At 68.6% G+C, this 13,359-nt stretch carries 14 protein-coding genes; 2 read left to right on the top strand and 12 right to left on the bottom strand.

What is annotated here, in order from left to right:
* Positions 1-90 precede the first annotated feature (90 nt).
* From ACIBG8_RS26040 to ACIBG8_RS26050, 3 genes are all read right to left on the bottom strand, one after another.
* Complete coding sequence (locus tag ACIBG8_RS26040; RefSeq protein ID WP_397345534.1) at positions 91-813, bottom strand: hypothetical protein; 723 nt, start codon at positions 811-813, stop codon at positions 91-93.
* Between the two features lie 154 nt (positions 814-967).
* Positions 968-1,897, bottom strand: a complete 930-nt coding sequence (locus tag ACIBG8_RS26045) for a DUF2199 domain-containing protein (protein WP_397345535.1) — start codon at positions 1,895-1,897, stop codon at positions 968-970.
* Positions 1,898-2,283: 386 nt separating this feature from the next.
* On the bottom strand, positions 2,284-2,592 hold the full coding sequence (locus tag ACIBG8_RS26050; RefSeq protein ID WP_397345536.1) for a hypothetical protein: 309 nt from the start codon (positions 2,590-2,592) through the stop codon (positions 2,284-2,286).
* A 123-nt stretch (positions 2,593-2,715) separates the two neighbouring features.
* On the opposite strand from ACIBG8_RS26050, the gene ACIBG8_RS26055 reads away from it, so the two are divergent.
* Entirely contained in the window at positions 2,716-2,979 is a 264-nt protein-coding gene (locus tag ACIBG8_RS26055; RefSeq protein WP_397345537.1) for a hypothetical protein, read from the top strand.
* On the opposite strand, the gene ACIBG8_RS26060 is transcribed toward ACIBG8_RS26055, so the two are convergent.
* Genes ACIBG8_RS26060 through ACIBG8_RS26085 form a run of 6 tightly spaced genes read right to left on the bottom strand, consistent with a single transcriptional unit; the run spans position 2,970 to position 9,507 of the window.
* On the bottom strand, positions 2,970-3,890 hold the full coding sequence (locus ACIBG8_RS26060) for an N-acetylglucosamine kinase (protein WP_397345538.1): 921 nt from the start codon (positions 3,888-3,890) through the stop codon (positions 2,970-2,972). The genes ACIBG8_RS26055 and ACIBG8_RS26060 overlap by 10 nt on opposite strands.
* Positions 3,887-4,930 (bottom strand): SIS domain-containing protein, encoded by a 1,044-nt coding sequence (locus tag ACIBG8_RS26065; protein ID WP_397345539.1) that lies wholly within the window; start codon positions 4,928-4,930, stop codon positions 3,887-3,889. The genes ACIBG8_RS26060 and ACIBG8_RS26065 overlap by 4 nt, the downstream gene beginning before the upstream one ends.
* Positions 4,931-4,944: 14 nt before the next feature.
* On the bottom strand, positions 4,945-6,558 hold the full coding sequence (locus ACIBG8_RS26070) for a glycoside hydrolase family 9 protein (RefSeq protein ID WP_397345540.1): 1,614 nt from the start codon (positions 6,556-6,558) through the stop codon (positions 4,945-4,947).
* A gap of 7 nt (positions 6,559-6,565) precedes the next feature.
* Complete coding sequence (locus tag ACIBG8_RS26075) at positions 6,566-7,402, bottom strand: carbohydrate ABC transporter permease (protein WP_397345541.1); 837 nt, start codon at positions 7,400-7,402, stop codon at positions 6,566-6,568.
* A gap of 6 nt (positions 7,403-7,408) precedes the next feature.
* Positions 7,409-8,254, bottom strand: a complete 846-nt coding sequence (locus ACIBG8_RS26080) for a carbohydrate ABC transporter permease (RefSeq protein WP_397345542.1) — start codon at positions 8,252-8,254, stop codon at positions 7,409-7,411.
* Positions 8,251-9,507, bottom strand: coding sequence for an ABC transporter substrate-binding protein (locus tag ACIBG8_RS26085; protein WP_397345543.1), 1,257 nt, complete (start codon positions 9,505-9,507; stop codon positions 8,251-8,253). Before ACIBG8_RS26085 ends, ACIBG8_RS26080 begins: the two co-directional genes overlap by 4 nt.
* A gap of 120 nt (positions 9,508-9,627) precedes the next feature.
* Here ACIBG8_RS26085 and ACIBG8_RS26090 point away from each other — a divergent pair, with 120 nt between their 5' ends.
* Positions 9,628-10,362: a GntR family transcriptional regulator gene (locus ACIBG8_RS26090; RefSeq protein ID WP_397345544.1), complete on the top strand. Its 735-nt coding sequence runs from the start codon at positions 9,628-9,630 to the stop codon at positions 10,360-10,362.
* Here ACIBG8_RS26090 and ACIBG8_RS26095 read toward each other — a convergent pair.
* From ACIBG8_RS26095 to ACIBG8_RS26105, 3 genes are read right to left on the bottom strand one after another with little or no spacing between them, the layout of a single operon-like run.
* Entirely contained in the window at positions 10,359-11,300 is a 942-nt protein-coding gene (locus ACIBG8_RS26095; protein WP_397345545.1) for an FUSC family protein, read from the bottom strand. The genes ACIBG8_RS26090 and ACIBG8_RS26095 overlap by 4 nt on opposite strands.
* A gap of 46 nt (positions 11,301-11,346) precedes the next feature.
* A complete protein-coding gene (locus ACIBG8_RS26100; protein WP_397346189.1) occupies positions 11,347-11,967 on the bottom strand; it encodes a GPP34 family phosphoprotein in 621 nt (206 codons plus the stop codon).
* Entirely contained in the window at positions 11,967-13,352 is a 1,386-nt protein-coding gene (locus ACIBG8_RS26105; protein WP_397345546.1) for an APC family permease, read from the bottom strand. The genes ACIBG8_RS26100 and ACIBG8_RS26105 overlap by 1 nt, the downstream gene beginning before the upstream one ends.
* Positions 13,353-13,359 lie beyond the last annotated feature (7 nt).

Raw genomic sequence — 13,359 nt, forward strand, 5'->3', positions numbered from 1 at the left:
TCATCAGGCGCGACGGGAATGCGCTCTGTCCAGAAACGTCAGATTTAGGGCTGATCAGTGTCGCTGCGCTCATGTGCGGACAACCGTGGATCAAAGGGGCGGCTCCTCGCCGAACTCCCCTGACGCCCGGGGCGCATTCCCTAGATCTGCATGGTCAACCAGCGACATAGCCTCTTCGCCCCATGCACCGAGGCCGTCTGCCGCGATGGACCGGTAGACCCGGTTCGAACTGGTGGCGAGGATACTGCGTACGAGTGGAGCGAGGTCGGCTTGATGGTGGGCGAGTTCTGGGGCGTCCAAGAGCGGAACAGCAGCAGCGAGAGCCGCTTCCCGGACAGTGAGGTCAGTGTCTTGAAAGAACGCGGACACAGCGTGAAAGAGGACCTCGCGGATGGCGTGGAGCTCCGTGAATGCCGGATATTCTTCCGGTGAGAAACCCAGGCTCAGCAGCGTCGCTTCGGCATCATTGCCGACTTCGTCCGCTATGGCTCCCAGCCAGTCCAGCAATGACTGACGTAGCGGATGCCGCTGCCCCTTTTCCCCCACGGGCACCAAGGCGGCTGTGCGCGGATCACTGAGGATTGCGGCAACATACAGGGCCGCTGGGGCTGTCGCCGAATATAGGGAGTTCTGATGGTGCACCAGGTCGTTGAGGTGACGTACAGCTTTGGCTTGGGCTTCTGGAGTACCGAGGAGCAGGTCAGCCAGCGCGGCAGGGGTGTCCCGGGCTGACCCTGAAGCGTGCTCGAGCGAAGCCCAGTCGGTCTGCTTGATCAGCGCAAGTACATCTGGCGGGGGGCCGGCCATATTCATGGTTGCCACTGTTGCAGAGTGGTGCGATCACAACCGTTGACAATGATTCGTGTGCCCGTTGGCAGGGCGATCGACAGGGACCAACATACGCCCAGGTCATCCGATGAATTCGGAACCTGGGCTTGATCTTGTTAGAGCTTGCTGATGCCAGGCACTAGGCCGATCGTTCGGCGACAGGTTCAGATGGGTCTGAAGCGTGGGTGACGGATCGCCACACATGCTGCGCCCAAGAAAGGTCTTCCGGGTCGTCATAGACGCACGCCAGGGCGACGGCCGTGTCACGGTGGATCGCGTAGCCGTAGAACTCGTACTGCGTGCGGTCCTGGCTCGTGGAGGTGAGCCAGAAAGCGTGCCGCAGGCCATTCGAGTATTCCTCGGTGAGCTGGTGAGCCGCATCGACGCCAGGTGCTCCCTTGGTCAGGGCAGCCAAGAACTCCATCGGCGTCCAACCGCTGTGCAAGGCATTTCGCAGCTTGACGTGGGCGGCTCGGCCGAGGCCGGTGAATTGTGCGGCCCCGTCGACAACCCGCGCCGACATACCCGCGCTGCGTTCGATGCTCCACCGCTCGTCCAACCAGGTACGGACCGACACAGGTAGGGCGTGACCGAAGCAGCGCAAGACGTCATCCCGGTTCCAGACGGTGTGCATGACCTGGGAGAGCAGCGGGTTATTGCTGGCGTCCGCGTAGGGGATCTCGTCTTCGTTGCGAACCACGGCGGTGAGGTCGGCGCCCAACAGCTCCTCCCCCCACGGCTCGATGGCGTTGGCCAACGTGCCGCTGAGGACCAGATCGGCATAGGCGGGCTCGTCCCATACCGCGTGAGTACGTTCCAGGTCATCGGCGCCGATCCGCATCCAGGTGCCCAGCATCAATGTCAGCTCGCCCGATAGATGCACCGGCAACAGGCACCTGATGAAACAGCCGTGACCGTCCACGCGAAGCAGGCTGGAATTCACCGAATGCCGGGCCGTATCCGGAAGCGCCAAGGCGACATCTGGCAGCCCGAACCGGACATCGATCTGATCGGTGTCAGGCAACGGCGCACCGCAGCACGAACACGACACAACGGCATTAATAGTCATGGCGCAGAGCCTAGCCAGCTTGGATTGATGATCAACACTGCCGACCGAGACCGACACCAAGGCAGGCGACCAGCCGTGCGGCATCTGGCGAAAGGAAGATCTGAAAGTGATATCGGGGCTCGCCGCCTCGCACGTAGCCAAGGAGCACCCGATCGAACTCGCAGGCTTCGAGCTGCGCAACCGCGTCGGCGAAACCCACGGACACGGTCCCCTTGGCCCGTGTCCGGCGTTCCCGACCTCGATAGATTGCGGCCAAGCCGGCCACGGAGACGCCGTCGTCCTCCCAAACCCGGAATTCTCCGCCCATGAGCAGCGCTCTTCTGCACGCTGACGCCGCCTGCCCGCCGTTCTTCAGGAGAACGGCTAGCGCCATGCGATCCACAGCGTTACCGCTGCACCAGGGGGTCGTGCACGCGCGCAACGGGCTCCGGGTGCTCGCGACACCAGTCCACGACCCGGTGGGTCAACCGGTCAAATACCTCATCACCCGTGGCGGGGCTCTCGAAGGTCGCCAACCGATCGAGATCACTCATCAGACCCGTCGCCACCTCGCCAGAGAACAACCCTGACTCCACCGATGTCTGACGCACGAAGGCCAGCAACCGCTCATAACTGGTATCCCAATTGACGTTGCCGCGACGCGGCACGTATGACTGCCAAATATGGCGGGCGTCGGCAACGTACTGCTGATCCACGACGGTCACGCTACAACAAGGGCCTCCAGGGCGATCGGGGATGCAGACCAATCCGGGTGGAATGTCGGTTTCGAATGGGGTTGGCCGGGATCTTCCGGTGTCTTGACCAACACAGGAGCAGACATGCACCCTGAAACACCCCGCCCCACCCGGCGCTGGGTTCGGCTGCTGGCGTCCCTCGCTGTCGCCGCCGCCAGCCTCACCGCCACCGTGGCCGTAGTCTCGGCGGCACCCGCCAGCGCCTGCTGCATCCAGCCCCGGCACCCCGACGAAGAGGGCTACAGGGTCATCCCACGCGACGGGTTCGGTAACTACGACTACGTCTACGACAGCGGTCGAGTCCGGGAATATCGTGACTTCAGGTTCTACCGCGAGTACTACCGCTGACCACTAGCGTCCGTTCCCGCTGACCGCTGGTCGGCGGGGACGGGCGCTGTCCCCGATCGACGGGCCAGGGCTATCGCGCCAGCGACCGGTGGGTGGGGCAGGAGGGTTGGTCTGACCTCTGCGAGGCGTTCACTGAGGAGGGCGCGGAACTTCGCCCAATACGTGGGGACGTTGGTGATCAGGCCGCCTGCCACGACCACGTCGCGGGTGGTCACGCCTCGCCGTACCAAGGTCTCGACCAAGGTGACGAGCGCCCGCGCGCCCTCGTCGAGCACCTGCCGCGCGTCCGACGACGACCCGGCCGCCGCGACCACCGCAGGTGCGTGGCGGCCCCAGTGCTCCGGGCCGTCTCCCCAGCTCAGCGTATGTGCCAGCGCGGCAACAGTCGGCACCCCCACCGACCGCAGCAACGCGTGGCCGAGGGCGTCGGGTGGGTCGCCGCGGTCGGTGCGGGCCAGTACGGCGCGGGCCGCCTGCCTGACCAGCGCGGAAGCGCTGCCGTCGTCGCCCAGGACCCAGCCCCAGCCGCCCGCCCTGAGCATGCGATCGCCTGAATGGACGGCTATCGCGCCGGTACCGGCCACCAGCGCGATGCCGTCGGTGAGGCCGGCGGCGGGGACGAGGAGTTCGGCGTCGTTGACCACGAGGGCGGGGATCCCTAGCCGGTCTTCGAGCGCCGTACGCAGCAGGGCGCACGATGAGCGTTCCTCGCAACCCTGCGCGCCCACGGCCACGAAGGAAACCGGGCGTGGCAGCAGCGCGGCCAGCCAGTCCGCCGCCTCGTCGACGGGGGTCGCCGACCAGCCGGTAGAGGGAACCACCTGATCGTGCAGCACCGTGGATCCGGCGACGACGCGCACGTGCGTCTTGGTGCCGCCGACGTCGATCCCGGCCAGGAGCGGCGCCGTCATCGGCGCTGCGAGGAGATGGCGAAGTCGGCCGGATCGACGCCGCCCTCCTTGGTGTCGTCGTTGGCGAAGACGAACGACTCGATCGCGATGCCCCGCTCGTCGGCCAGGCTCCCGGCCAGTTCCTGCGCCACGACGGTCTCCAGCACCACGCGGGCGCTCGGCGCTGCCTCGGGCAGCCGCACCACGGCCAGGTCGGGGCCGGAGTCCACCTGCTGGGTGGTGACGAGGAGCGTCAGGTGCCCGGCCGCGGACAGGGTGCGCGCCAGCGCGAGCTCCCTGCCGTCGCCGAAGACGACGTGCAGCGTCTGACCTGCGGACTCCATCTCGCCGTGCAGGTAGTTGCGGGTGACCGAGGCGGCTGCGGGCATGCGGGCCACCTCCCGCAGCAGCAGGGCGGCCTCTTCTGAAGAGGTACGCGACGTGCCGGAGGCGACGACGTCGGCGGCCACGCATCGGGCCGCGCGGGCCTGGACGGTGGCGAGCGCGAAAAGCGTTCGATCCCGTACGGCGAGCGCCTGCGCGGAGATCTGCGCCCACGGATCGCCGTGCGAGGCGCCCGAGATCAGCGAGGCGATCAGGTCGAGGGCGACGACGGTCCCGGTGAACCCGATCGTGGAGGCGTAGGAGTCCGGCTGGTTGCCCAGGTCGACGGTGTGGTCGGCCAGCGAGCTCAGCGGTGAGGGCGTCACGTTGAGCACGGCGACCCGCGGCACGTCGCGGAGTTGTGAGAAGGCCGCGAGGGTCTCGGTGCTCCGCCCGCCCTGGGAGACCCCGATCACCACGTCGGCCTCGAACCCGCGGGCGTCCTGCCCGATCTCCGAGGACAGGACGCGCTGGGTGACGACCCCGCGCGTCCTGAGCAGGTCGACGGGTACGGCCAGCGCCGCGTGGGAAGCGCCGATGCCGGTGAAGAGCGGGCGGGCGGCCCCGCGCAGGTGGGCGAGGTCGGGTTCCGCCAGGCGCCGCCGTACATGTGAGGCGATGGTGTGAAGCGCGCGCGGCTGCTCGGCTTGTCCCTCGCGGAAGGTGATGCGTGACACGGTGAGCGGTCCTTTCAGGAGCGGGCGGAGGCGACGGCCAGCAGGAACCAACCGGCGTGCGGGATCCACTGCTCGGCCCAGCGCCAGGATTCGCCGGGCGGCGCGTCAGCGGGGAGGAAGGCGATGTCGTCCTCGTCGCTCCAGCCGGAGGTGATCCCGTTGACGATCCCGCCGGGCAGGTTGGGGAAGTCCGAGGCGTAGTCCACGTTGTTGCGTCCGCGGCCCTGGATCATGCAGGTGTCGAAGGGGTTGCGCCCGGTGATCCAGGCGAGCTGGTCGTCGGCGAAGGCGTCCAGGCGACGCCGGTCGGCCTCCCCGACCTCGTCCAGCCGGGCGCAGGCGGAGGCGGCGGCCGACAGCGAGGCGATCGTGGCGTTCTCGCCCTGCCACCAGTAGCCGGTCTCGTTGTCGTGCGGGTAGAAGAACGCCTCGCGCTGGCGCGGGTAGCCGAAGGGGTTGGCGACGCTGCGGGAGCGTTCCAGGAGGTCGAGCATGACGCGCACGGCCACCGGCCTGGCCTGACAAGCGAGGAGCGAGTCGGGCAGGACGTCGGCGAACCTGAGCAACGCCAGCACGGGGAGTCCCGCCTCCACCGCGTGGACGAACCACTCGTGGCGGCCGATGAGGGAGCGGGCCCGGCGCTCGGCGGCGGCGACGGCGTCCACGCCCGCCGCGACCAGTTCCGTGGCGGCCATGAGCGCCGTGTAGTCGTCCACGATGGATTCGACGCCGTCGTGGAGATAGTCGAGGTTGTGCTCTTCGAGGTGGTCGAAGCCCTGCCGCGCGGCGGCCAGGTAGTCGGCGCGGCTGAAGTCGCCGTCGTCGTCCAGGGTGGCGGCGCGGGCGAGCGCGGCGATGGCCATGCCGCCACCCTGCCGGTAGGCGGCCTGGTAGCGGTCGGTGCGCACGCATTCCGGCAGCGGCGCGGTGACGACCCGCTCGTCCAGGCGCTTGGTCAGCGCGTCGAAGATGCCGGTGTAGAAGTAGCCCTCGTCCGAGCGGAACCGGACCAGGAAGTCGGCGCCCCACAGCGCCTCGTCGCGCAGGCGGGCGCCCAGCGACCGGGTCAGTGCCGGATGCGTCTGGGCGATCTCGTCCGCGGCGGCCATCATCGCCCACGCGCACAGCGGGATCTGCTGCGGGCTCATCTCGCGCGTGTAGGTCAGGTGGCTGAGGAACTTGCTGGTGTCGCCGCTGGCGTCCAGCCAGCCGCCGCGCGCGTCGACGGTCGCGCCCGACTCGTCCCCCCAGAACGCCGCCCGGCGGTCCTTGCGGTCGATCTCGCCGCTGGAGCGCATCGCCCTGAAGTAGGCGAGGACGTCGGACATGGTCTGCCGCTGCAGGCGGTCGGGCTCGACGGTGAAGGGCTCGCACGCGCCGCTCCGCCCGTCCGCCGTGGTCGCTCGTACGGCGTAGCGGCCAGGTGCCAGCTCGCCGGGCAGCTCCACCCGGCTGAACGGCCCGATGCTCCACCCGGCCACCTCCTCCACCGGCCCGGGGCTCAGCTCGACCGGCTGGCTCCCGTCCTGCGGCAGCAGCAGCACCTGGCGCAGCGCCGACCCGGCGGGCAACCGTACGACGACTGCCTTCGAAGCGCCCAGCGAGTAGCCGAGGTGTGCGGCCAGCACGACGGGTTCATCCCTTGAGAGCACCTGCGAGCACCGCCCTTTCCATCTTGTCGGCGAAGAACACGTAGAGGACGTAGACCGGGACGAGGGTGATCACGATTCCGGCGGCCAGCACGCCGTACTGCGAGGCGTTGGCCATCGACAGCGTCGGCAGCGCGACCTGCGCGGTCCGCACCGCCGTGTCGGGACCGGTGATCACGAGCGCGAAGAAATACTCGTTCCAGAACGACAGGAAGTTCAGGATCAGCACCACGGTCAGCGTCGGGACCGACAGCGGGAAGTAGACCGAGCGCAGCAGCTGCCAGGCGCCCGCGCCGTCCAGCACCGCCGACTCCTCCAGGTCCCTGGGGATGGCCCGCATGGCCTGGGTGAGCAGGATGACCGACAGCGGCAGCGCGCTGGCGGGCAGGAACACGATGAGGAACTCCCGCATGTGGAACAACCCCATCATGATCGACAACATCACGGTCGGGACCAGGGCCGCGAAGCCCGGCACGAGGAACCCGAGCGCGAAGACCCGCTCGATCACGGCCCCGACGCGTCCTCTGGTCCGCGCGAGCGCGAAGGCGGCGGGTACGGCGAGCGCGAGGGTCAGCGCGTTGGCCGCCACCGTGACGTAGGCCTGGTTGACCAGCCCGGGGCCGAGCGAGGCGTTGCTCATGGCCTTGCCGAAGTTGCCCAGCTCCAGCCCCGTGAAGGGCGAGAAGGGAGCCGACAGGATGCCGACGTTGTTCTTGAAGGCGGACACGACCAGGTAGTAGATCGGCACGAGCAGGAGCAGGACGTAGAACCACACCGCGGCGTGGGCGAGGTACATGAGCGGGCCGGAGCGTCGCACGGTCATCCTTTCTCAGTAGCTCTGCCGGAACAGCCGGCGGATGCCGAGCAGCCCGAACACGCCGACGACGAACAGCATCACCGCGATGGCCTGGCTGTACCCGACCTTCGACTGGTTGAAGGCGTAGTCGTAGACCAGGAAGGACAGGTTCACCGTCGAGGTGCCGGGCCCGCCGCGGGTGAGCAGCAGCACCACGGCCGCGGAGGAGAACAGCGTCCACAGGAACTGCAGCATCGTCACCACACCGACGAAGTCGCGGCAGATGGGCCAGGCGATCGTCCACATGCGCCGCCAGTGCCCGCAACCGTCCAGGCCCGCCGCCTCGAACAGCTCGGCCGGCACGTTGTTCAGCCGGGCGGCCAGCATCACCGCGGACACCGACATCGACGACCACACGATGACCACCATGATCGCGATCGAGGCCGTGGAGTCGCTCGCCAGCCACGGCCTGCCGCTGAGGCCGATGCTCTCCAGGAGGCCGTTGACCAGCCCGGAGGGGGCGAAGACGCCCACGAAGACCATCGCGAGCGCGGGCGCGGACAGCAGCACCGGGGTGAAGAGCACCGCCCGGACGAACCGGTGCCCGCGCGGCTTCAGCGACAGGTAGTAGGCGATCATGAAGGCGCCGGCGACCACGATGGGCAGCGAGATCACGAGCTGGCTCAGCGTGTTGAGCACCGCCTGGTGGAAGACGGGGTCGCCGACCAGCCGCCGGAAGTTCTCCAGGCCCACGAAGGTGCGCGGGGCGATCAGCCCGCGCCAGTCGGTGAGGGAGAAGTAGAACAGGCTGGCCAGCGGCCCGACCGTGAAGACCAGGAACCAGCCCAGCGCCGGCAGCGTGAAGCCGATCTTTCTCACTTGGCTGCCCGGTACACGGCGTCGACCGCGGCGCAGATCTTCTTGGCGTCGTTGCCCTTGGTGAAGGCGACCGAGGTGGCCCGGTACAGGGGGTTGCCCACGTTCGCCGGCACGTACAGGTCGGGCATGACCGCGAAGTCCACGGCCTTGGGCAGCTCGGTGAACGACTGCGCGAGCAGGCTGTTGCCGGACGTGGCGTTGCCGTTGGTCGCCATGGTGATGCCGCCGTCGGCGACCATCGACTGCAGCACCTCCGGCTGGTACATGTACTGGATCAGCTGCTTGACCGCGTCGAGCTTCTTCTTGCCGTTGGGGCTGATCCACCAGCCGGCCGAGGTCGAACCGCGGAAGGCGTTCGGCTTGGCGTAGGTGCCGCTGGTGGACACGGGCATACCGCCCAGGACGGTGCTCTCGGCCAGCGGGGCCGCGTCCGTGGACAGGTAGGACCACGAACCGATGGGCGCGATCGCCGCCTTGCCGCTGAAGTACAGCGCCGAGGCCTGGTCGGCGGTCAGCCCCTCGACGCCGTCGACGAACACGCCGGCGTCGCGCAGCTTCACGAACAGCTCGACGCCCTTCATCGCGCCGGGGTTGGCGCAGATGCCGCCCTCGGCGAACACCTTCCTGGCCGCCTCGGCGTCGAGGTAGGTCTCCAGTACCTGCAGGAAGACCTTCTGCCCCGACCAGTCGTTGCCGCCGATCGCGACCGGCCCGACCCCGGCGGCCCGCAGCTTCGCCGCCGCGGCCACGAGGTCGTCGACGGTCTTGGGGAGGGGGATGCCGTGCTTGTCGAACAGCGCCTTGTTGTACCACCAGGGCCAGGTGAAGCCGGCGTACGGCAGGCCGCGCAGGTGCCCGTCGGCGTCCTTCCAGTCGGCCAGCGCCTCGGCGGGCAGTTCCTCGGTGAGCCCCCAGGCGCCCACGTACTCCTCGGCCGGGACGACCGCGCCGTTCTTCACCCAGTCGAGCTGCTTCTCCAGCAGCCCGACGAGCAGCACGTCGGCCTCCTCCCCCGCCAGGAGGGCGGTCTCGTAGACCTGGTTGAGGTCGTCGCCGTTCTCCAGCACCTTGACCTGGACGCCGGTCTTCTGGGTGAAGGCGGCCAGCGCCTTCTTCAGCGGGACGCTCTCCTGGCCGCCGGTGGTCCAGTTGGTCTGCAGGGTGAGCGTGGTCGGCTCGGTCTGGGCTCCTTGAGCGCTGCACGCGGTGACCAGAGCCAGGGCCAGAGCACCCGCGACGCCGAGTCTGAGCATGAGTGGATCCTCCTGTGACCTGGGGGCGTTTCGGGTAAAGGTATGCAGTGGTAGCCGATTGGTCAATAGTGGTCTTATGTGGTTTGTTCAGAGGGTCGGGCGGTGGTAAATTCGGCGCTCATGCAACCGCAGCGCGACACCAGCCCCGAGCCTCTGTGGTCGCAGACCGCCGACCTGATCCTCGAGGAGATCGAGCGTCGCGGCCTGGGTCCGGGGGCCAAGCTCCCTCCGGAGCGGGAGCTGTGCGCGCACCTCGACATCTCCCGCGTCACGCTCCGCAAGGCGCTGACGCATCTGGTCGAGCGTGGGATCGTGACGGCCTCGCACGGGCGCGGCTGGTTCGTGGCGGCGCCGGTGTCGGCGCGCGAGTGGCCCAAGGACCTGGAGTCCTTTACGGCGACGGCCCATCGCAAGCACATGCGCCCCGGTTCCGTCGTGCTCGTTCACGAGGTACGGCCGGCGTCCCTGGACGAGGCCGACCGCCTGGCCGTACCAGCGGGCAGCCCGATCCTGGACCTGCAGCGCATCCGGCTGCTCAACGACGTGCGGATCGCCGTCGACCGCACGGTGGCCGTCGCCTCGCTCGCCCCGGGCCTGGAACAGGTGGACTTCACGTCGGCTTCCCTCTTCGCCGAGCTGCGCGAGCGGGGGGTCGCGCTGGACCGCTCAGAAGCGATCATCGAGGCCCGCAGCGCCGACGACGCGCTCGCCGGGCACCTGGGAATCGAGCCGCGCGCCTCGGTCCTGGTCCTGGACCAGACGATCTACACCCGCGAGCAGCGGCCCGTGCTGCTGTCCACCGTGGAGTACAGCGGCGACCGGTACCGCCTGCGCACCACCTTCCGCCCCCATTAGGGGAGGAACCTCACGGCGAGCAGGCCTGCCAGCAGGGCGATCGCGATCGTCACGAGGACGCGGTCCATCACGAGAGTGGCGACGGAGCCCGCGCCGGCCAGGAGGAGCGCGCCTGGGGTGGTCCAGAAGACGGAGTTCCGGTAAGGGACGTCGTCCTTCAGTGACCACGCGACGCTCAGGATGATGCAGGCCAGGCCCAGCGCCACCACCACGCCTCGGTTGGGGATCGTCAGGAGCACGATCGCCGATGCGGCGCCGCCCGAGATGGTGGCGATGATCCGGTCCACTGCTCGGCGCCGGCTCTGGTCCGGGTGGGGGACGAAGACCAGGCAGAGGGTCAGGATCAGCCACAACCCGTGGACGAAACGGGTCTCCAAGGCGATCCAGGTGAGTACGGCGCAGCAGGCGGTCAGCAGCAGCGCGTGGCGCAGCGCGGTGACGCGGTCGAGCGGTTTCGGGGAGCCGTGGACCTTGGCCAGCTTGAAGATCAGCAACGCCAGGGCGGCGCCCGCTGCCGCCCACAGGGCCGCGGGGAGGACGGGCTGGCCCGCGGGCGCGCTTGCCAGGACGAACACGGTGACGGGCAACATCGAGGCGGCGGCCACGGTCCGGCGGTTGAAGAAATACTGGAGGAGCGCGGCGAGAGAAACCACGGTTACCGACCAGCCGGTGTGGCCCGCTGCCAGCAGCCCGCCCACGCAGCCCGCCACCGCGGTCAGGCTCACCAGCACGTAGTCCGGCCACACGGGCAGGGACATGGCCGCGCCCACGACCGAGAGGAACACGAAGACCAGCGCCAGGGCGGCCACGGTCCCGGAGGTCAGGTACGCGGCGACCAGGCCGGTGGCCACGGGGATGAGGAGGACGACGGCGGTCATCGTCAGGCGCCAGGGCGGCACCACCACCCCGAACCAGTGACGTACCCGGGCAACCCACACCGGGGGTTCATACCCGCCCGTCGCACAGGAAAGGGCAAGGGCAGGGTCAGCGGTATACAGCGACCGCCGCGTCGCCCACCAGCGTGTCGACCAGCGCGACCAGGTCCTTCACCAGCGGCGAGTGGCCGTCGGCCACCCCGCGCAGGGTGGTGCCGAGCTGTCCTGGCGGCTGGTTGATGTACAGCTCGGTGTGCACCTGCAGCACCACCACCAGCCCGCACAGCGCCGCGCACCTGGCGTCCGCCTCGCGCCACCCGCCGGCCACGGAGCGCAGGTCGGCCGAGGCCCGCACGATGGAGGCCATCTCGGCCCGATAGCTCGTGTACGGCAGCAGCCCGAGCCGCCTGCTCGACACGGCCTTGAGTACGCCGGAGGCCACGAGCTGCTGCTGCGTACGGTCATAGACGGTCGCGGCGACCTTCTTGGCCCACACCCGGGCGTCCTCGGTGGGGAGGGCTGCGGACGCGTCGAGGATCGGGTCGCCGGTCGGGGTGGCGTCGGTCACCGCGATCCGCCCCTGGGTGAGGGCCAGGCGGGCGGCCAGGGCCAGGTCGATGAGCACCGCCCCGGCCAGGCCGAGTGAGATGGAGGAACGGTGGATGATCGGCTTGCCGTTCTCGTGATGGCAGACCAGGAACAGGTCCTGGTAGAGCGGCAGCTGATCCATCACGCCCGTTCTTTCGACAGGTCGCGCCCCTGCAGGGTCGGCGGGCGGCCGACGGCGTAGAGGAGGCCGAGGACCAGTGCGCCCACGGCGAACCAGATCAGGCCCACGATCTGCGCCATCACGTTGGCGTTGATCACCACAAAGAAGAGGATGCCCATCCCGATGAGCGGCGCGATCAGGTGGGACCACGCGTCCTTGGACCTGGCGCGCACCGCGTAGTGCACGATCACGGTGATGTGCAGCACGATGAAGGCGACCAGCGCGCCCATGTTGATCAGGCTGCTGAGGAAGTCGATGCCGTCGGCCCTGGTGGACATCCACAGGCCGAGCGCGATGGAGAGCCCGGAGATGAGCAGGATGGCGTTGGCGGGCACCGAGTTCCTCACCGAGATCTTGGCGAGGAAGGACGGGAGCTGCCGGTCGCGGGCCATGGCGTACAACAGTCTGGAGACGGCGACCTGGGCCACCAGCGTGTTGGCGACGCCCCAGGAGATCGCGGTGGCCATCGAGGTGAGCTGCCTGAGCCACTCCCCGCCCGCAACGGCGGCGGCGTCGTAGAAGGCGGTGCCGCTGCCGCTCGTCAGGAGGCCCGCCGGGTCGGGCACCAGGAGGGCGGCCACCCACACCTGCACGATGAACAGCGCTCCGGCCAGGAGCAGCGCGATGCGCATGGCCCTGCCGACCTGCGCCGAGCCGCCGGTGGACTCCTCGACGAGCATGCTGATCCCGTCGAAGCCGAGGAACGACAGCACGGCGACGGAGACGGCGGCGAAGACGACCGGCCAGGAGAAGGTGTCCGCGTTGAACAGCGGCGTGAGGCTGAACCCGTGCCCGCGCCCCTGCAGCAGCGCCCAGACCCCGACCACGAGGAACAGCGCCAGGACGACCAGCTCGGCGATGATCATCACCTTGGTGAGCTTCATCGTCATGCGGATGCCGCGCAGGTTGATCGCGGTGTTGAGGACCACGAAGAAGATCAGCCACGCCCAGATCGGGACCTGCGGGATGCTGTCGTGCATGGCGACGGCGGCGACGAGGTAGAGCAGGGTGGGGACGAGCAGGTAGTCGAGGAGGATCGCCCACCCGGTCATGAACCCGACCGGCGGCGCGATGCCCCGCCCCGCGTAGTTGTAGACGGACCCGGACAGCGGGAACGCCTTGACCATCTGGGCGTAGGACATGGCGGTGAACAGCAGCGCCACCACGCCGATGAGGTACGCGAGGACCGGCATACCGCCTGAACGCGAGTAAACCAGCCCAAAGATCGCAAAAGGAGCGATCGGCACCATGAAGATGAGGCCGTAATACACCAGATCAGTCAGCCCAACGCCACGGCGTAACTCCTGGCGGTAACCGAACTGATCGACGCTCTCCTGAGGGCTCACAATTGAG

The sequence above is a fragment of the Nonomuraea sp. NPDC050556 genome, from assembly GCF_044457355.1.
Taxonomy (GTDB): Bacteria; Actinomycetota; Actinomycetes; order Streptosporangiales; family Streptosporangiaceae; genus Nonomuraea.

Excerpts from the sequence above, each read along its gene's own strand:
- ACIBG8_RS26040 (WP_397345534.1), bottom strand. The coding sequence starts at position 813 with ATGAATATGGCCGGCCCCCCGCCAGATGTACTTGCGCTGATCAAGCAG.
- ACIBG8_RS26100 (WP_397346189.1), bottom strand. The coding sequence starts at position 11,967 with ATGGATCAGCTGCCGCTCTACCAGGACCTGTTCCTGGTCTGCCATCAC.
- ACIBG8_RS26060 (WP_397345538.1), bottom strand. The coding sequence starts at position 3,890 with ATGACGGCGCCGCTCCTGGCCGGGATCGACGTCGGCGGCACCAAGACG.
- ACIBG8_RS26090 (WP_397345544.1), top strand. The coding sequence starts at position 9,628 with ATGCAACCGCAGCGCGACACCAGCCCCGAGCCTCTGTGGTCGCAGACC.
- ACIBG8_RS26055 (WP_397345537.1), top strand. The coding sequence starts at position 2,716 with ATGCACCCTGAAACACCCCGCCCCACCCGGCGCTGGGTTCGGCTGCTG.
- ACIBG8_RS26045 (WP_397345535.1), bottom strand. The coding sequence starts at position 1,897 with ATGACTATTAATGCCGTTGTGTCGTGTTCGTGCTGCGGTGCGCCGTTG.
- ACIBG8_RS26085 (WP_397345543.1), bottom strand. The coding sequence starts at position 9,507 with ATGCTCAGACTCGGCGTCGCGGGTGCTCTGGCCCTGGCTCTGGTCACC.
- ACIBG8_RS26075 (WP_397345541.1), bottom strand. The coding sequence starts at position 7,402 with ATGACCGTGCGACGCTCCGGCCCGCTCATGTACCTCGCCCACGCCGCG.